A 16,286-nucleotide genomic window follows, 5' to 3' on the forward strand; every position below is an offset into this window, starting at 1 on the left:
TAACAGGGTTAAGTTCTTCCTAACATGCCGTCACTCATTCACTTCACACTCGATCCGTTCAGCCGCAGGTTGCGCCTTGCCCTGGCGGAATATGGCGTGCCGGTGGAGCTGATCGACGAAGAGCCCTGGGAGCCGATGCCGGAGATCTTCGAGCTCAACCCCGCAGGCACGCTGCCGGTTTATCTCGAGGACGCGGAGACCGCGCTCTCCGGCATCGAGGCGATCACCGAATACCTTGAGGAAACCAAGGCGGCGCGCCTCTCGCTCATCCCGGGCGATGCCTTCGAGCGCGCCGAAGTGAGGCGGCTCGCGGGCTGGTTCGACGTGAAATTCTATGCCGAGGTTTCCGAACCGTTGCTGACCGAGAAGGTGATCCGCCGCTTCCTCGGCCGCGAGCGCGGCGGCGGCGGGCCGGACACTGCGCGCGTGCGCCAGGCGATGAGCAGGCTGCGCGGCCACCTCGACTATATCTCGCACCTCGTAGACCACCGCGTCTGGCTGGCGGGGGACGAACTCTCGATCGCCGACCTGGCGGCAGCGGGGCACATCTCGGCGGCCGACTACTTCGGCGATATTCCGTGGGCGGATTATCCTGTTGCCAAGGGCTGGTATCAGCGCGTGAAGTCCCGCCCCTCCTTCCGTCCGCTGCTGGCCGACACCATTCGCGGCATGGCGCCGGGGCCGCATTACGCGGACCTCGATTTCTGAGGTGGCCAGCCTCCGCCAGGAGATCGGCGAGAAGGCCTCGAAAGAGGGCTTCAGCGCGGTGCGCGTGGTGGCGCTCGCGCACGATGCGGAACAAGCAGGGCGCCTGCGCGATTTCATCGCGCAGGACCGGCACGGCGGGATGGCATGGATGGCGGAGACGGAAGCCCGCCGCGCCAGCCCGCAAGCCATGTGGCCCGGGGCGAAGACGGCGCTCGTCTTCGCGCAGAACTATGGGCAGGACCTCGATCCGCTGGAAAGGCTGACGGACAAGGGCTCGGGCGTCATCTCCGTCTATGCGCTGAACCGCGACTATCATGACCTCGTGAAGGGCAAGCTGAAGCGCATCGCGCAGTGGCTTGCGAGGCGCACGGGGGCCGAGGTGAAGGTGTTCGTCGATACGGCGCCCCTGATGGAAAAGCCGCTGGCCCAGAAGGCAGGGCTCGGCTGGCAAGGCAAGCACACCAATCTCGTCTCGCGCGGGCTCGGCTCGTGGTTCTTCATCGGCGCCATCCTGACGGCCGCCGAGATCGCGGCCGATGCAGCGGAGGTGGATCACTGCGGCTCGTGCCGCGCCTGCCTCGACATCTGCCCCACACAGGCTTTTCCCGCGCCCTACCAGCTCGATGCCAGGCGTTGCATCTCCTATCTCACCATCGAGCATGCGGGGCACATCGGCCGCGAATTCCGCGCCGCCATGGGCAACCGCATCTATGGCTGCGACGATTGCCTTGCCGTCTGCCCGTGGAACAAGTTTGCGCAAGCCTCTCGCGAGGCGAAGCTGATGGCGCGCGAGGACCTGAAGGCGCCGCGCCTGGGCGCGTTGCTGAAGCTCGACGATGCGGCATTCCGCGCGCTGTTCTCCGGCTCGCCGGTGAAGCGCCCGGGGCGCGGCCGCTTCATCCGCAATGTGCTGATCGCGGCGGGCAACAGCGGCGATGCGAGCCTTGTGCCGCGGGTGAAGGCGCTGCTCGATGACCCGGCTCCCATTGTGCGGGCCATGGCGGTGTGGGCGCTGTCACGCCTGATGGCCGAACCGGACTTCGCACACTTGCGTAATGAGCGCATTCAGGAAGAGACGGACGCTGAAGTCCGCCGAGAATGGGAGCCGGCATGAACCACATTCTGTTTTTCGGCCTCGGCTTCTCGGCCACGGCCCTAGCGGAACGGCTGGCGCAGAAGGGCTGGACGATCTCGGCAACCAGCCGCAGCGAGGCGGGCGCCGGGGCAATCCGCTGCAAAGGATATCGCGGCTTCGTGTTCGATGGATCGCAGCCGCTGCCGGAAGCTGCCTTCGACGGGGTCACGCATATGGTCGATTCAGCGCCGCCCGGGGACGACGGCGACCCGGTGCTGCGCCAGCATGCCAACGACTTCGCAAGCCGCGCCGCGCAGTTCCAGTGGGTTGCCTATCTCTCCACCACCGGCGTCTATGGAGATCATGGCGGCGGGCTCGTCACCGAGGACACGCCGCTCACGCCCAACACGGAGCGCGGGCACAAACGGCTTCTCGCCGAAAACCAGTGGCTCGGCCTCTGGCGCGCGCATGGGCTGCCGGTGATGATCTTCCGCCTCGCCGGCATTTACGGTCCGGGCCGCAACCAGCTCCTGTCGCTGCTCGACGGCACCGCAAAGCGGGTGATCAAGCCTGGCCAGATCTTCAGCCGCATCCACGTGGCCGACATCGCCAACACGCTGGAGGCCTCGATCGCGCATCCTGATCCCGGCCGCGCCTACAATGTGTGCGACGGCGAGGCCTGCCCGCCGCAGGACGTGGTGGCATATGGCGCGAAGCTGCTGGGCCTTCCGGCGCCGCCGGACGTGCCGTTCGAGGCAGCTGATCTCTCGCCGATGGCGCGGAGCTTCTATGCCGACTCGAAGCGGGTCTCGAATGCGCGGATCCTCACAGAGCTGGGCGTGAAGCTGAGCTACCCGACCTATCGCGAGGGGCTCGCCGCAATTGCGCGGGAGATGGGGCGGTAGGATAATGCACGGCTATGATGTCCTCTCCCGCTGAAGGAGCGGGAGAAGATGCGACGTCACGCCCCGATCCCCTCCGACCGCTCCGCCAGGCGCAGCACCGTGTCGCGCAGCAGGGCGAGGTTGCCGGGCGTCGACAGCCTGTGGTCGCCGCCCTTGATCAGCGTCAGCGTCACATCCGGGCCGCGGAGCGCGCCGAAAACCTTCACGGCATGCGTGGCGGGTACGTCCGTGTCCTCGTCGCCCTGCAGAATGCAGACGGGGCAGGCGACGTCGAGCCCCTGGTTCAGCAGCAGGTGCCTGCGGCCATCCTCGATCAGGCGCCTGGTGATGGTATAGGGCTCGCCATAGGCGGAGGGGCGGAGCCACACGCCCTTGTCGTTCAGCTCCTTGCGGACTGCGTCGGGGAATTCGTCCCACATCAGGTCCTCCGTCATATCGGCGGCGGGGGCGAGCAGTACGATCCCCTTGATGTTCTGCGCCGCGGCCGGATGCCTGAGCCGCAGCTGGCGGTAGAGCAGCAAAGCGAGCCACCCGCCCATGGAGGAGCCAACCAGAATGCGCGGCCCCCGGCCATGGGTCAGCACCATGTGAACCGACTGTTCCAGCCATTTCGAGATGGTGCCGTCAACGAACAGCCCGCCCGAGGCGCCGTGGCCCGAATAGTCGAAACGCAGGCCGGGCCTGCGGGTTTCGCGCGCCAGGGCGGCCAGCGCCCCGGCCTTGGAGCCCTCCATGTCTGACTTGTAGCCGCCCAGCCAGACGAAGCCGCAGCGGCCAAGATCGTCCCTTCCGTCATGGCGATAGGCGATGGGGGTGCCGTCGGGGGCGTTTTCGAACTTGATATCGGTCATGGCGGGGTCATATCAGGCGTTGCACGTCTTGAACATCCGGCACGCCGGATTTGCGCCGTCATTGACGTCTAGCAAGCGAAGCCGGATAAAGAATTGGACCAGATGAACATTCAGACACCCCCGGGGCCCGCCGAGATCGAGGCGATGCTGGGCCTGGACCGCAAAGGACGGGCGCGGACCTGGCGCCGCAGGCTCATCTGGCTGGTGCTGCTTGCGCTCGTGGTGACTGCCATCGCCTGGTGGGCGATGCATGGCCAGTCCGGCGGCAAGACCATCAGCTATGAGACGATGCCGGCCGAGACCAAGGACATTGTGGTGCGCGTCCAAGCCACGGGCAACATCCAGCCCACCACGGAGGTGGAGGTCTCGAGCGAGCGTTCCGGCGTCATCCGCACGGTGAATGTCAAAGCCAACAGCGTGGTCAAGAAGGGCGACGTGCTGGCCGAGCTCGACACCGAGAGGCTGCAGGCCGAGCGGGCGCGCGGCAAGGCGGCCCTTGCGGCGGCGGAAGCCCGCCTTGCGGATGCCAAGGCAACACTGCTCGAGAAGCAGCTGCTCTATCAGCGCGCCGAGAAGCTGAGCGCGCGAGGCGTGTCCTCCACCCAGGACCTCGACACGGCGCGCGCCGCGCAGTCGCGCGCGGAGGCGGGCGTCATCGCCGCGCAGGCCGATATCGAAGTGGCCAAGGCCGACATGGCGATGACCGAGACCGACCTGACCAAGACGCGCATCCTGTCGCCCGTCGATGGCATTGTGCTGAAGCGCGATGCGGAGCCGGGGCAGACGGTCGCCTCCTCCTTCCAGGCGCCGGTGCTGTTCACCCTCGCCGAGGACCTCGCGCATATGCAGCTTGAGGCCGATGTGGACGAGGCCGACATCGGCGCCGTGAAGGAGGGCCAGAAGGCAACCTTCCGCGTCGACGCCTATCCCGGCAAGAGCTTTCCCGCAGTGATCGACACCATCGAATTTTCGCCCAAGGTGACGGACAATGTGGTGACCTACAAGGCGGTGCTGACGGTGGACAACAGCGCGCTGCTGCTGCGCCCCGGCATGACGGCAACGGCGCAGATCGTGGTGCAGGAGGTGCCCAACGCGCTGGCCGTGCCGAATGCGGCGCTGCGCTTTTCGCCGCCAAAGGAGAAGCCGTCACAGGGTTTCAGCGTGATGAACCTGTTCATCCCGCGCATGCCGCCCGCGGTGAAGAACGCGGCGCCCGCAGCAGACGGCACGCGCACGCTGCATGTTCTGGAGAATGGCGCGCCGAAGGCGGTGACGGTCCATGCCGGGGTCTCCGATGGCAAGGACACCGAGATCCTGTCGGGCGACATCGCGGCGGGCCAGCAGGTGATCATCTCGTCCAAGGCGGGCGGACTGTGAGCGGCGAAGCACCGCTCGTCTCCTTCACCGGCGTCACGCGCTTTTATGGCGAGGGCGGCGGGCTGGTGCGCGCCCTGGCGGGCGTCGACCTGACGATCAACCGCGGCGAATTCATCGCTATCATGGGCCCCTCGGGCTCCGGCAAGTCTACCGCGATGAACATCATCGGCTGCCTCGACCGGCCGTCGAGCGGCAGCTTCACGTTGCTCGGGGTCGAGGTGAACCACCTGAGCCAGGACCAGCGCGCGCTGCTGCGGCGAAATTTCGTCGGTTTCGTGTTCCAGGGCTTCAACCTGCTCAATCGCACCACCGCCATCGAGAATGTGGAGCTGCCGCTGATCTACCGCGGCATGGGCCGGCGCGAACGGCGCGAGCGCGCGCGGGAGGCGTTGCACCGCGTTGGCCTTCAGGGCCGCGAGCACCATACGCCGGGCGAGCTTTCCGGCGGCCAGCAGCAGCGCGTGGCAATTGCGCGGGCCATCGTCACCGATCCCTTGCTGCTGCTCGCCGACGAGCCCACCGGCAACCTCGACAGCCAGCGCAGCCTCGAGATCATGGAGCTGATCGCGCGGCTCAACGAAGAGCGCGGCATCACCGTGGTGATGGTCACGCATGAGCCCGGCATGGCGGGTTTCGCGCACCGCATCATCCGCTTCGTCGATGGCCGCATCGCCAGTGACGAGCAGAGGGCGGCGGCCTGATGCTTTGGGAGACGGTGAAGCTCGCCATGTCGTCGATCCGGCGCAATGTGCTGCGCTCGGTGCTCACCCTGCTCGGCATCGTCATCGGCGTCGGCGCGGTGATCGCCATGGTGACGCTGGGCAATGGCGCCTCCAGCAAGGTGCAGGAGAACCTCGCCAAGCTCGGCTCCAACATGCTGATCGTCAGGCCGGGGCAGACCACCTTCGGGCCTGGCGGTTCGACCGACGCGCGCTCCTTCGACGAGCGCGACGTGGCGGCGCTGAAGAATGACCTCTCCGGCATCCGCGGCGTTGCGCCCACCGCGCAGAAGCAGATGAAGGCGGTGTTCGGCGCGCTGAACTATGATGCGTCGGTAACCGGCACCAACACCGACTGGTTCACCGTGCAGGACTGGGTGCTGGAGGATGGCCGCGTCTTTTCCGACAGCGAATTGCGCGCCGGGGCTTCGGTCTGCGTCATCGGCGCCACCATCACGCGCGAACTCTTCGCCGGACAGGACCCGATCGGCGAAAGGCTGCGCATCGGCAATTTTTCCTGCGAGGTGATCGGCCGCATGGCGGCCAAGGGCCAGTCGGCCTTCGGCTCCGACCAGGACGCGATCGTGGTGCTGCCGCTGCGCACCTATCACCGCCGCATTGCGGGCAACACCAGGATCGGCGCCATTTCGATCTCGGTGACGGAGGCCGCCGCCATCCCGCGCGTGCAGCGCGATGCCGAGGACGTGCTGCGCGAGCGCCGCCGCATCATGCCGGGCGATGAGGACGACTTCACCATCCGCGATCTGACCCAGATTCTTGCGACGATGGCGTCAACGACGGCGATCCTGACGGGACTGCTGGGCGCGGTGGCCGCCGTCTCCCTGCTGGTCGGCGGCATCGGCATCATGAACATCATGCTCGTCTCGGTGACGGAGCGCACGCGCGAGATCGGCATCAGGCTGGCCATCGGCGCACTCGAACGGCAGGTGCTGACGCAGTTTCTGGTGGAGGCGGTGGTGCTCGCCCTGTTCGGCGGCGTGCTGGGGATTGCCATCGGGCTTGGCCTTGCGGCGGCGGGAGCGGCGGTTATGGACGTGCCCTTCAACGCCGATCTTAAGGTGATCGCACTTGCCTTCGCGGTGTCGGCGCTGATCGGGGTGATCTTCGGCTTCTTCCCGGCGCGGCGCGCGGCGCGCCTCGATCCCATCGAGGCGCTCAGGCGGGAATAGCCATCAGCCGTTCTGCAGCTTCTCGAGGAAGGGGACGGTGGGATAAGAATCCGCCGGCCAGCCCATCTTGATCTGTTCCTGCTTCACCGCATCGCGCGTGGCCTTGCCAAGCTTGCCGTCGACGGTGCCGACGTCATAGCCCTTGGCTTCGAGGATCTGCTGGAGCTCTTTGATCTGGTCATAGGACAGCGCCTCAACCGGCGCGCGGCCGGGATAGAAGGGACCATCGCCGCCAATGCGGTTGGCGAGATAGGCGGCGGTGAGCGAGTAGACGAGGGACTCGTTCCACTTCAGGTAGGCCGTGGTGAAGTTCTCGTAAGCGAGGAAGGCCGGTCCGTCCTTGCCCATGGGCAGCAGCAGCGAGGCGGGGAACTTGTCAGCCTTGAGCTTGCGGTCAACACCGGTGACACCCCACTTCGCCCACTGGCTGCGCGGCAGCTGGATGGCGATGTCGGCCTGGTCCCAGGGCAGGTCCTTGGTGAGGCGCACTTCCTCGAGCCACGGCTCATTTGCCTTCCAGCCATGCTTGACGAGAAGGGCAGCACCTGAGGCCATGGCATCGGGGATCGAGCGGCGCAGGTTGCGGTGGCCGTCGCCATCGAAGTCGATGGCGGTCTCGACATATTCCTTGGGCAGGAACTGGGTATGGCCGATCTCGCCAGCCCAGGCGCCCTTCATGTCCTCACGCTCGAGATCGCCGCTCTGGTAGAGCTTCAGCGCGCCGATCAGCTGCTCGCGGAACTTGTCAGGCCGGCGGCAGTCCCACGACAGGGTGGCGAGCGACGAGATGGTGTCGAAGTCGCCCATGTTCTTGCCGAAATCGGTCTCGAAGGCCCAGAAGGCGATAAGCACCTCGCCCGGCACGCCGTAGCGCTGCTGAATCGCATCGAAAAGCTGCTTGTTCTGGCGCAGAATGTTGGCGCCTTCCTTGATGCGGTAGGCGGAGACCATGCGCTTCTGGAAATCGATGAAAGAGAGCGAGAACACGCTCTGCGCCCGGTCCTTCTTGATGATGCCCGGCTGATACTGCACGCCATCGAGCGCCGAGAGGCCCTTGGCATCGACGCCCCGGGCGGCCGCTTCCTTCCTGAACTGCTTGATGAAGCCGTCGAAGCCCGCAGCCGAATCGCCGCAGGCTGCGCCTGCATGGGCCATGCCGCTCAACCCCGCCATTGCCACGAGAGCCGCCGCCGCCAGTTTCAAGTTCCGCATTCCTGTCTCCCGATTCGTCTGCCGCTGGGTGTGACCTTTGGCGTTAAGTCCTGTCTTGGTCAAATTAAAGGCCGGACGCCGGCGTCCACGCAAAAAACCCTCCCGCAGGGATGTGCGGGAGGGGCTGGGGAACTGGCCGGCCTGGGTGAAATTCAGTTCGTCAGATCGACCGTGGTTTTGGCGTGGCCGCAGCCGCCGCCGCGGGCGGGGGGTGGAGCATTGGCATCGAGCGGAGCGGACATGGCCGCCTCTGACTCGGGCGCCGTTTGTGGCAGGTTATCGGCCGGTGGCGCATCCTGGGCGGGGGCAAGTGCCGCTTGGGCCTGAGGTTGCGGCGGCGGCGCAGTCGTGACTTCCTCCGCCTGGGCAGAAGCAGCGAGGCCCACCAGAAGGGCGGCAACCGTCAGAAGGGACTTCATCGGCGATCTCCCTGTTCAACTATTTAACCGAGACTAACCCCAAACCGCGGATTTGCCACAACACATTCAGGTGAAGGCGGAAAGAACCTCGATCAGCCGCACGGCGCGCCGGTCCATCACTTTCCCGCTGCGGCCGGCCAGCACAGCGCAGGACTTGAGGATCACGCCATCATCGAGGATTTTCAAGGCATTGGCGGCGAGCGTGGAACCCGTCGTCGTGATATCGACGATAATCTCGGCGATCCCCGCCGCCGGCGCCCCCTCGGTGGCGCCGAGGCTTTCGACGATGCGGTAGCCGGTCACGCCCTTTCCCGCGAAGAAGCGGCGGGTGAGGTTGTGGTACTTGGTGGCGACGCGGAGGCGGCGGCCATGGCGCTCGTAGAAGCTCCCGGCGATCTCGTCCAGATCCGCCATGGTGGCGACATCGAGCCAGCACTCGGGAACCGCCACCACCACATCGGCCGGGCCGAAGCCCAGGCGGACGAGCAGCTGAACCGCCTTGTCATCCGGCGCGATCTTCTCGCTGAGCAGGTCCTGGCCGGTGACGCCGAGGTCCACCTTTCCGTCACGCAGGTTTTGGGCGATTTCGGAGGCCGGGAGGAAGGCGATCTCGACGCCCTCCAATCCGCGCAGCACGCCGCGATAGCCGCGGTCGGCGCCCAGCCGGTCGATGGTGAAGCCGGCCTTCTCAAGCAGCCCCGCACTCGCCTCCATGAGGCGGCCCTTGGAGGGGATGGCCAGCGTGATGACGCTCATGCCAGCACCGCCTTCAGGCGATCGGTGTGAATGGCGCAGCCCACCGCGGGCACGCGCATGGGCGAGCCCATGTCGGAGAGCAGGTTATCATAGCGCCCGCCGCCCGCCACCGCGACGGGGCCGTGCGGCGTATCCGCCTCGATCTGGAAGGTGAAGCCCGTGTAGTATTCAAGCTCGCGGCCGAAGCCCGCGGCGAAATGGAAGCGGCGCGGGTTGAGACCCAGCTCCTCCATCTCGAACAGGCGCTTGGCATAGTCGTCGCGCGCGCCCTTGAAGCGGCTGCCGCCGGCGATGACAGCAAACTGCGCATCGATGGCGGAGGCCTCGCCCGCGATGGCGAGATAGGCATTGAGCGTGTCGGCCTTCGCACGCTCCAGCGGTGTCTCCTGCCGGTCGGCGGCCTTGTTGGCGAGGCGTGCGGCGATTTCGGGCAGGTCACGGCCGCCGACGAGCGGCAGCTTGCGAGCCTCGATCTCGGCTTCGACGACGGCCAGCGCATCGCCCGCGGCGGCGCGGTCGACGATCGGCGAGACGGAGGTGCGCTTCGCGCCACGGCCCGCGCAGAACGAGTCGAGCAGCTCGCGGAAGGCATGCGGACGCCAGAAATGGTGGCGCAGACGTTGCCGCCAGCGCTCTGGCATCTCGGTGTCCCCGAGCAATGCGGAAAACAGCCCCAAATCGCCGAAGCTGACGCGGTAGCGCGACAGGCCCGCGGCCTCGAGCGCGGAAATGGCAAGCTTGAGGACGCGCGCTTCCGCCGCGATGGGCTCAGGCGCGCCGAACCATTCGAGGCCCGCTTGTGTGAATTCCTGCGGGCTCAGCAGCTCGTCGGGGAAGCGGAAGGCGGGGCCAAGGTAGCAATAGCGCCGCTCGGCGGCGGGGTTTTCCGCATGGCTCAGATGATAGCGGCAGGCCGGAACGGTGAGGTCTGGCCTGAGGCACATCTCGGCGCCGGAGGGATCGGTGAAGACAAAGGTCCGTGCACGGATGTCCTCGCCGGAGCGCTCGAGGAAGATGTCGGCGGGCTGGATGATATCAGGCGCGATGTGATCGAAGCCCGCACGCTCGAACACCGCCATCAAGGCGGTGTTCTGGCGCTCCAGCGAGGAGAGCTCGGCGCTCGACTTTCCGGCCATTACTCTGCGAGCGCCTTCTTCACCGCCACGACGAGATCGGCCTCCGGCACTGAGAATTGCGCCAGGCGCTGGGAGGCATATTCCTCGCGCGAGGCGATGTTGCTGGCGAGTTCGGCGCCCAGGCGAAGGTCCTTGATCTGCACCTCGCCTTTGAGCTTCTCGTCGCCGCCCTGGATGACGACCAGAGGGGCACCCCGCTTGTCGGCATATTTCATCTGCGCCTTCATGCCGGCGGCGCCGGCATACATCTCGGCCCGCACGCCGCCTGCGCGCAGCTCTTGCACCATGCGCCAGTAATCGCCCTGCCGGTGCTTGTCCATGACGAGCACGACGACGGGAGCGAGCGTCGATGATTCTTCCGCCTTGCCCACCAGCTTCAGCGCCGCATAGAGCCGCGATACGCCGATCGAGAAGCCGGTGGCCGGCACCTGCTGGCCGGTGAAGCGCGCCACCAGATCGTCATAGCGTCCGCCGCCGCCGACCGAGCCGAAGCGCACGGTGCGGCCGTCCTCGTCCTTCGTCTCCATGAGGAGTTCGCATTCGAAGACCGGGCCGGTGTAATATTCGAGGCCGCGGATAATGCTTGGATCCACAAGAATTCTATCTGGGCCATAACCAGCTTGATCAAGGATTGCCTGCATCTCGGCCAATTCATGGACGCCGGCAGCAAGCGTATCATTCATCGCAAACACTACAGGTATGGTTCCCAAAACGTCCATTCCAAAGCTCCAAGGGTAAGCTCTGTTACTTGGATTCACACATGCAACTGAAGCTTGGAGCTTCTGCATTTCTTCGGCATGACCATAAGCTTTCACATCCCATGTCAGAGGTGGATGAGTAAGCGGATTAGGGAACTTGCGGGGGCTATTGGGATGGTGTCCGTGTTCTAGCGCATCATATGCGCTTCCGAACTTTAAGAGTTCAATTAGTGGATCAATCTGATTTTCATTCAATTCTGCGCCGGGAGTGAAGTCGCCACTCTCGTCCTTTCGTCCGCTACTGAGCAACTGGCGAACGCCTAACTCTCCTAGGCGATCAAACTTATCAAGAGCACGCATCACCGTGAGTTTTCGCGCGGCTGTTTCATTGGTGCCCAATCCAATGCTCCGCATCACGCCATCAATCACCTTACGGTTGTTGACGTTGATCACATACTGCCCACGCTCCAGCCCCAGCGCCTCCATTGTGTCCGCCGCCATCATGCAGACCTCGGCATCGGCCACCGGCGAGGCGGAGCCCACCGTATCGGCGTCGAACTGCATGAACTGGCGGAAGCGCCCCGGACCCGGCTTCTCGTTGCGGAAGACCCAGCCCTGGCGGTAGCTGCGATAGGGGGTGGGAAGCTTCTGCTGGTTCTCGGCGACGTAGCGGGCGAGCGGGGCCGTCAGGTCATAGCGCAGGCTCAGCCATTGCCCGTCATCGTCCTGGAAGGAGAAGACGCCGGCATTGGGCCGGTCCTGGTCGGGCAGGAACTTGCCCAGCGCGTCGGTGTACTCGATGAAGGGCTGCTCCACCGGCTCGAAGCCATAGGACTCGTAGACCTGCTGGATCGTCGCCAGCATCTGGCGGGTGCCGCGGATCTCGCTGGCGGAAATGTCACGGAAACCCTTGGCGGCGCGCGCCCTGGGGCGGAGCTCTTTGTTCATTCTGGCAACCCGGCTTGAATGACGGAATTTGAGAGTGGGCCTATTTGTCCCGCACCACCTTCTGCGCCTGCTCGCCCAGGCCCTCGATGCCGAGCCGCATGGTGTCACCCGGCTTCAGGAAGCGCGGGGGCTTCATGCCCATGCCCACGCCCGGCGGCGTGCCGGTGGTGATAATGTCGCCCGGCATGAGGGTGAAGAACTCCGACAGATAGGCCACGATGTGCGCGACGCCGAAGACCATGGTGGAGGTCGAGCCGTTCTGCACGCGCTTGCCGTTGAGATCGAGCCACATGGCGAGGTTCTGCGGGTCTGGCACCTCATCCGCGGTGACGAGCCACGGACCCACCGGCCCGAACGTGTCGTAGGACTTGCCCTTGGTCCACTGGCCGGAGCGTTCCGTCTGGAATTCGCGCTCCGAGAGATCGTTAATGGTGCAGTAGCCCGCAACGTGCTTCAGCGCATCGGCCTTCCTGATGTTCTTTGCCCTGGCGCCGATGATGACGCCCAGTTCCACCTCCCAGTCCGACTTCCTGGACTTGGGCGGCAGCGTCACGTCGTCGAAGGGGCCGGAGAGGCAGCTCACCTGCTTGGTGAAGACCACCGGCTCTTTCGGCACCTGTAGGCCGGACTCGGCGGCGTGGTCCGAGTAGTTGAGGCCGATGGCGATGAACTTCTGCGGGTTGGCGATGCAGGCGCCGATGCGCGGCTTGCCACGCACGAGAGGGAGCGATTCCGGCTTGATCTTCTTCAGCCGCGCGATGCTCTTCGGGGCGATCGTTTCGCCCGTGATGTCCGGGATCACCGCGGAGAGGTCGCGCAGCCGCCCCTCGCTGTCCAAGAGTCCCGGCTTCTCCTTGCCCTTCGCACCATAACGCAGCAGCTTCATCTGACGTCCCATCCCATTTGTATGACGATGGCCGCAAAATGCCGCCGATTGCGGTGTCTGTCAAAACATGACTTGGGACGCGCGTCAGCGGACGATGATGACGTGCATGTTCTTCGGGCCATGGGCGGGCCTGACGATTGTCTGCTCGATGTCGGCGGTGCGGGAGGGACCCGAGATCATGTTCACCGTGCGCGGCATGTTGCCCTCGCCCATGAGCGCACGCAGCTTCGTCCACGCTTCTTCGTAGCTGGCGAAAAGAGCGGCGGATTCGAGCACCACGATATGGGCTTCCGGCAGGAAGTTGAGCGTCGTCGGATTGTCCGCGCCCGAGATCTGCACGATGGTGCCGGACTCGGCGATGCCGGCAAAGGCGCGGGTAATCGAGGCGCGGTCGGCATCGGCGGCCGGGCCTTCCGTCACCTCCAGCGTGCCGCCGCGGTGCCATGGCAATTTCGCCAGAACCGGATCGGCCCCACGCCGCACCTGGGCGGGCAGGTTTCCGTCACGCAGGTAGACCGAGACCGCATGCGGCACCTCGTTGACGTCGTCGACAATTTCCACCGTGCCGCCGACGGCCAGCATCATCTCTGTGAAAACGCGGATGCGGTGTTCGATGCCGCCCTGCCCGCGCTCCGGGATCAGGTTGCGGGGACGCCCGGCGATCCGCCGCTCCACCGCCTCACGGCGCGAGCCTTCGGGCCCACGTGGGATTCGGGCGCGCACGCGGCCCAGAATGGCCTCGCGCGCATTCATCGGCGGCGTTCCTTCCACAGCTGGTGGAAGGTCTTGCCCTGGGGCGCGGGGAAATCGCGGATTTCGGTCCAGCCCGCGGCGAGCGGCACCTTCTTCAGCCTGCCCTTGCCATGCGCCTGGTTGGCCAGCACGCGCGCGGCGATGGCCGTCGCCCTGCGATAGAGCTTCGGGCGCTTTGCTACCCAGGCCCAGACGCCAAGGCCCCAGCGCATCGAGGCCGGCTGCAGGTGGCGCTCGAACTCCTTTTCGCGCCAGTGGCGCAGCATCTTGGGGATGGGGATGCGCATCGGGCAGACTTCCTCGCAGCGGCCGCAAAAGGTCGATGCATTGGGAAGGTGGCGCGCGTTCTCGATGCCGACGAGAGCGGGTGTGACCACCGATCCGATGGGGCCGGGATAGACCCAGCCATAGGCATGGCCACCCACCGCATTGTAGACCGGGCAGTGATTCAAACACGCGCCGCAGCGGATGCAGCGCAGCATGTCCTGGAACTCGGTGCCGAGCACATTGGTGCGGCCATTGTCGAGAAGGATGACATGGTATTCGATGGGCCCATCCGGATCGCCCTCCCGGCGGCCGCCCGTTGAGAACGTCGTGTAGTTGGAGAAGTCCTGCCCCGTGGCGGACCGCGCCAGCACGCGCAGGATGGTGGTTGCGTCCTCCAGCGTCGGCACCAGCTTCTCGATCGAGGCGAGCACGATGTGGACGCGGGGCAATGTCTGCGTCAGGTCGCCATTGCCCTCGTTGGTGACGATGATCGAGGTGCCGGTCTCGGCGACGAGGAAGTTGGCGCCAGTGATGCCGACATCGGCGGCAAGATATTTCTGCCGCAGCACGCCGCGGGCTTCCTCCACGAGGGCCGGAATTTCGGTGAGATCGCGCTTCGGGTCGAGGTGGGTGTGGACGCGGCGGAAATCCGCCTCCACCTGGTCGCGGGTCAGGTGCACGGCGGGGGCGATGATGTGCGAGGGCCGCTCGTTCCGGAGCTGGATGATGTATTCGCCGAGGTCGGTCTCGACCGGCGTGATGCCGTTTTCCTCAAGGTGCTTGTTGAGGTCGATCTCTTCCGAGATCATCGACTTGCCCTTGGTGACCATCTTCGCATTGGCCTTGCGGCAGATTTCCAGCACCGCGGCGCGGGCGTCGTCCGGCGTTTCCGCCCAGTGCACGTGGCCGCCCGTCTCCTTCACCTTGGCCTCGTAGGTCTCGAGGTAGATGTCGAGATGGTCCAGCACATGGTCTTTGATATCGCGCGCCTGATCGCGCAGCCGGTCGAACTCAGGCAGCGCCTCGCGGGCCTTGGTGCGCTTGGCGATGAAGCGCGGGCCCGTCTCGGTCATGGCGAATTGCAGCTTGTCGTCGGCAAGTGCCTTGCTGACGTTGTCCTTGAAGGCGTTGGTGGACATCTCGGTCATGTCATTTCGCCTCCGCGATGGGCGGGGTTTCATAATCGCCCGCCAGCACCTCGGCGACGTGGCGCACCTTGATGGCGGAGCCCATGCGTTTCAGCTTGCCCGCCATGTTCATGAGGCAGCCGAGGTCGCCCGCGATCAGCGTATCCGCCCCCGTCGCCTCGATGTGGCGGATCTTCTTCTCCAGCATCTTATCCGAGATGCCGGGGTACTTGACACAGAAGGTTCCGCCGAAGCCGCAGCACACTTCCGCATCCGTCATCTCGCGGAGGCTTACGCCCTCGACGCTGGAGAGAAGCTTCCGCGGCTCGTTGCGAATGCCGAGCTCGCGCAGTCCGGAGCAGGAATCGTGATAGGTGGCGCAGGCCGGGAACTGGGCCTTGACCGTCTCCACCTTCAGCACACGGGTGAGGAAGGAGGTGATCTCATGGGTGCGCCGCGCAAGGTCGAGCGCCTCGTCATGCTCGGTGGAGCCCGGCTCGAAGAATTCGGGGTAATGCTTCACGATCATGCCGGCGCAGGAGCCCGAGGGGGCCACCAAATAATCATAGCCCCTGAAGGCGGCGATGACGTTCAGGGCCAGCGCGCGGGCATCCTCCCTGTCGCCAGAGTTGTAGGCGGGCTGGCCGCAGCAGGTCTGGGCCTCCGGCACCTCGACGGTGCAGCCAGCGTCCTCGAGCAGCTTTACGCCGGCAAAGCCAACGGAGGGCCGGAACATGTCGACAAGGCAGGTGACGAACAGGCCGACGCGCGGGGATGTCTCAGGCATGGAACCTCGGGGCAATCACGGGGAAGGTTATTGCCAGCCCTCGCGAGAGCCCGCAAGGCTCCTCAAGGTCACTGCTTGGTCTTGAGATAGGCCAGCAGGTTGGCGCGGTCGTCGGGCTTCTTCAGGCCGGCATAGGCCATCTTGGTGCCGGGAACTTCCTTCTTGGGATTCTCGATGTAGATGAGAAACAACTCGTCCGTCCAGGCCGGGTGGGTCTTGGCGAAGTCCAGCATAGCGGTCGAATATTTGTAATCCGGCACCGAGGCGACGTTGCGGCCGATCAAGCCTTTGAGCGTGGGCCCGATCTTGTTGACGCCCTTCTCAACGTCGTGGCAAGCCTTGCACTGGGCGAAGACCTTCTCGCCCTTGGCGGGGTCGCCCGCATCCTGGGCGAGTGCGGTAGCGGGCAGCGCCAGCAGGGACAGCAGCGTGAGCGTCAGTCGGGTCATGGGGTCACTCCGGTGATCTTTGG

At 65.5% G+C, this 16,286-nt stretch carries 17 protein-coding genes; 6 read left to right on the top strand and 11 right to left on the bottom strand.

Annotation, left to right across the window (positions count from 1 at the left end; genetic code table 11):
- Window positions 1–24: 24 nt before the first annotated feature.
- Genes IOC82_RS01025 through IOC82_RS01035 form a run of 3 tightly spaced genes read left to right on the top strand, consistent with a single transcriptional unit; the run spans window position 25 to window position 2,688 of the window.
- The gene (locus tag IOC82_RS01025) at window positions 25–708 is read left to right on the top strand and encodes a glutathione S-transferase family protein (protein ID WP_290544306.1); all 684 of its coding nucleotides are present in this window, start codon (window positions 25–27) and stop codon (window positions 706–708) included.
- On the top strand, window positions 701–1,822 hold the full coding sequence (gene queG / locus IOC82_RS01030) for a tRNA epoxyqueuosine(34) reductase QueG (RefSeq protein ID WP_290544365.1): 1,122 nt from the start codon (window positions 701–703) through the stop codon (window positions 1,820–1,822). Before IOC82_RS01025 ends, queG begins: the two co-directional genes overlap by 8 nt.
- Window positions 1,819–2,688, top strand: coding sequence for an SDR family oxidoreductase (locus tag IOC82_RS01035; protein ID WP_290544307.1), 870 nt, complete (start codon window positions 1,819–1,821; stop codon window positions 2,686–2,688). Before queG ends, IOC82_RS01035 begins: the two co-directional genes overlap by 4 nt.
- A gap of 56 nt (window positions 2,689–2,744) precedes the next feature.
- On the opposite strand, the gene IOC82_RS01040 is transcribed toward IOC82_RS01035, so the two are convergent.
- Window positions 2,745–3,539 carry an alpha/beta fold hydrolase gene (locus IOC82_RS01040; protein ID WP_290544308.1) on the bottom strand — a complete coding sequence of 265 codons (795 nt, stop codon included), beginning with the start codon at window positions 3,537–3,539 and terminating at the stop codon, window positions 2,745–2,747.
- 102 nt (window positions 3,540–3,641) lie between these two features.
- Here IOC82_RS01040 and IOC82_RS01045 point away from each other — a divergent pair, with 102 nt between their 5' ends.
- Genes IOC82_RS01045 through IOC82_RS01055 form a run of 3 tightly spaced genes read left to right on the top strand, consistent with a single transcriptional unit; the run spans window position 3,642 to window position 6,825 of the window.
- Window positions 3,642–4,916, top strand: a complete 1,275-nt coding sequence (locus IOC82_RS01045) for an efflux RND transporter periplasmic adaptor subunit (RefSeq protein WP_290544309.1) — start codon at window positions 3,642–3,644, stop codon at window positions 4,914–4,916.
- A complete protein-coding gene (locus IOC82_RS01050) occupies window positions 4,913–5,617 on the top strand; it encodes an ABC transporter ATP-binding protein (RefSeq protein WP_290544310.1) in 705 nt (234 codons plus the stop codon). The genes IOC82_RS01045 and IOC82_RS01050 overlap by 4 nt, the downstream gene beginning before the upstream one ends.
- A complete protein-coding gene (locus tag IOC82_RS01055; RefSeq protein ID WP_290544311.1) occupies window positions 5,617–6,825 on the top strand; it encodes an ABC transporter permease in 1,209 nt (402 codons plus the stop codon). Before IOC82_RS01050 ends, IOC82_RS01055 begins: the two co-directional genes overlap by 1 nt.
- A 3-nt stretch (window positions 6,826–6,828) precedes the next feature.
- Here the strand turns inward: IOC82_RS01055 and IOC82_RS01060 are convergent, their stop codons facing one another.
- The 10 genes from IOC82_RS01060 to IOC82_RS01105 form a co-directional block, all read right to left on the bottom strand.
- Complete coding sequence (locus IOC82_RS01060) at window positions 6,829–8,037, bottom strand: lytic murein transglycosylase (RefSeq protein ID WP_290544312.1); 1,209 nt, start codon at window positions 8,035–8,037, stop codon at window positions 6,829–6,831.
- 152 nt (window positions 8,038–8,189) lie between these two features.
- Window positions 8,190–8,456, bottom strand: coding sequence for a hypothetical protein (locus tag IOC82_RS01065; RefSeq protein WP_290544313.1), 267 nt, complete (start codon window positions 8,454–8,456; stop codon window positions 8,190–8,192).
- 66 nt (window positions 8,457–8,522) lie between these two features.
- Complete coding sequence (gene hisG / locus IOC82_RS01070) at window positions 8,523–9,212, bottom strand: ATP phosphoribosyltransferase (protein WP_290544314.1); 690 nt, start codon at window positions 9,210–9,212, stop codon at window positions 8,523–8,525.
- Window positions 9,209–10,348, bottom strand: coding sequence for an ATP phosphoribosyltransferase regulatory subunit (locus tag IOC82_RS01075; RefSeq protein WP_290544315.1), 1,140 nt, complete (start codon window positions 10,346–10,348; stop codon window positions 9,209–9,211). The genes hisG and IOC82_RS01075 overlap by 4 nt, the downstream gene beginning before the upstream one ends.
- Window positions 10,348–11,994 carry a HisS family protein gene (locus tag IOC82_RS01080; protein WP_290544316.1) on the bottom strand — a complete coding sequence of 549 codons (1,647 nt, stop codon included), beginning with the start codon at window positions 11,992–11,994 and terminating at the stop codon, window positions 10,348–10,350. Before IOC82_RS01080 ends, IOC82_RS01075 begins: the two co-directional genes overlap by 1 nt.
- Before the next feature lie 40 nt (window positions 11,995–12,034).
- A complete protein-coding gene (locus IOC82_RS01085; protein ID WP_290544317.1) occupies window positions 12,035–12,880 on the bottom strand; it encodes a fumarylacetoacetate hydrolase family protein in 846 nt (281 codons plus the stop codon).
- 84 nt (window positions 12,881–12,964) lie between these two features.
- Window positions 12,965–13,633 carry a lactate utilization protein gene (locus IOC82_RS01090; RefSeq protein ID WP_290544318.1) on the bottom strand — a complete coding sequence of 223 codons (669 nt, stop codon included), beginning with the start codon at window positions 13,631–13,633 and terminating at the stop codon, window positions 12,965–12,967.
- The gene (locus tag IOC82_RS01095; protein ID WP_290544319.1) at window positions 13,630–15,048 is read right to left on the bottom strand and encodes a LutB/LldF family L-lactate oxidation iron-sulfur protein; all 1,419 of its coding nucleotides are present in this window, start codon (window positions 15,046–15,048) and stop codon (window positions 13,630–13,632) included. Before IOC82_RS01095 ends, IOC82_RS01090 begins: the two co-directional genes overlap by 4 nt.
- 1 nt (window position 15,049) lies before the next feature.
- The gene (locus IOC82_RS01100; protein ID WP_290544320.1) at window positions 15,050–15,814 is read right to left on the bottom strand and encodes a (Fe-S)-binding protein; all 765 of its coding nucleotides are present in this window, start codon (window positions 15,812–15,814) and stop codon (window positions 15,050–15,052) included.
- A 68-nt stretch (window positions 15,815–15,882) separates the two neighbouring features.
- Window positions 15,883–16,263, bottom strand: a complete 381-nt coding sequence (locus IOC82_RS01105; RefSeq protein WP_290544321.1) for a cytochrome c family protein — start codon at window positions 16,261–16,263, stop codon at window positions 15,883–15,885.
- Window positions 16,264–16,286: the final 23 nt, after the last annotated feature.

Origin of the sequence: Aestuariivirga sp. (assembly GCF_020252395.1) — a bacterium.
Lineage (GTDB): Bacteria > Pseudomonadota > Alphaproteobacteria > Rhizobiales > Aestuariivirgaceae > Aestuariivirga.

Coding starts and splice junctions, on each gene's coding strand:
- IOC82_RS01080 (WP_290544316.1), bottom strand. CDS start 11,994: ATGAACAAAGAGCTCCGCCCCAGGGCGCGCGCCGCCAAGGGTTTCCGT.
- IOC82_RS01090 (WP_290544318.1), bottom strand. CDS start 13,633: ATGAATGCGCGCGAGGCCATTCTGGGCCGCGTGCGCGCCCGAATCCCA.
- IOC82_RS01095 (WP_290544319.1), bottom strand. CDS start 15,048: ATGACCGAGATGTCCACCAACGCCTTCAAGGACAACGTCAGCAAGGCA.
- hisG (WP_290544314.1), bottom strand. CDS start 9,212: ATGAGCGTCATCACGCTGGCCATCCCCTCCAAGGGCCGCCTCATGGAG.
- IOC82_RS01045 (WP_290544309.1), top strand. CDS start 3,642: ATGAACATTCAGACACCCCCGGGGCCCGCCGAGATCGAGGCGATGCTG.
- IOC82_RS01055 (WP_290544311.1), top strand. CDS start 5,617: ATGCTTTGGGAGACGGTGAAGCTCGCCATGTCGTCGATCCGGCGCAAT.
- IOC82_RS01040 (WP_290544308.1), bottom strand. CDS start 3,539: ATGACCGATATCAAGTTCGAAAACGCCCCCGACGGCACCCCCATCGCC.
- IOC82_RS01060 (WP_290544312.1), bottom strand. CDS start 8,037: ATGCGGAACTTGAAACTGGCGGCGGCGGCTCTCGTGGCAATGGCGGGG.
- IOC82_RS01075 (WP_290544315.1), bottom strand. CDS start 10,348: ATGGCCGGAAAGTCGAGCGCCGAGCTCTCCTCGCTGGAGCGCCAGAAC.
- IOC82_RS01100 (WP_290544320.1), bottom strand. CDS start 15,814: ATGCCTGAGACATCCCCGCGCGTCGGCCTGTTCGTCACCTGCCTTGTC.
- IOC82_RS01025 (WP_290544306.1), top strand. CDS start 25: ATGCCGTCACTCATTCACTTCACACTCGATCCGTTCAGCCGCAGGTTG.
- IOC82_RS01035 (WP_290544307.1), top strand. CDS start 1,819: ATGAACCACATTCTGTTTTTCGGCCTCGGCTTCTCGGCCACGGCCCTA.
- IOC82_RS01065 (WP_290544313.1), bottom strand. CDS start 8,456: ATGAAGTCCCTTCTGACGGTTGCCGCCCTTCTGGTGGGCCTCGCTGCT.
- IOC82_RS01105 (WP_290544321.1), bottom strand. CDS start 16,263: ATGACCCGACTGACGCTCACGCTGCTGTCCCTGCTGGCGCTGCCCGCT.
- IOC82_RS01085 (WP_290544317.1), bottom strand. CDS start 12,880: ATGAAGCTGCTGCGTTATGGTGCGAAGGGCAAGGAGAAGCCGGGACTC.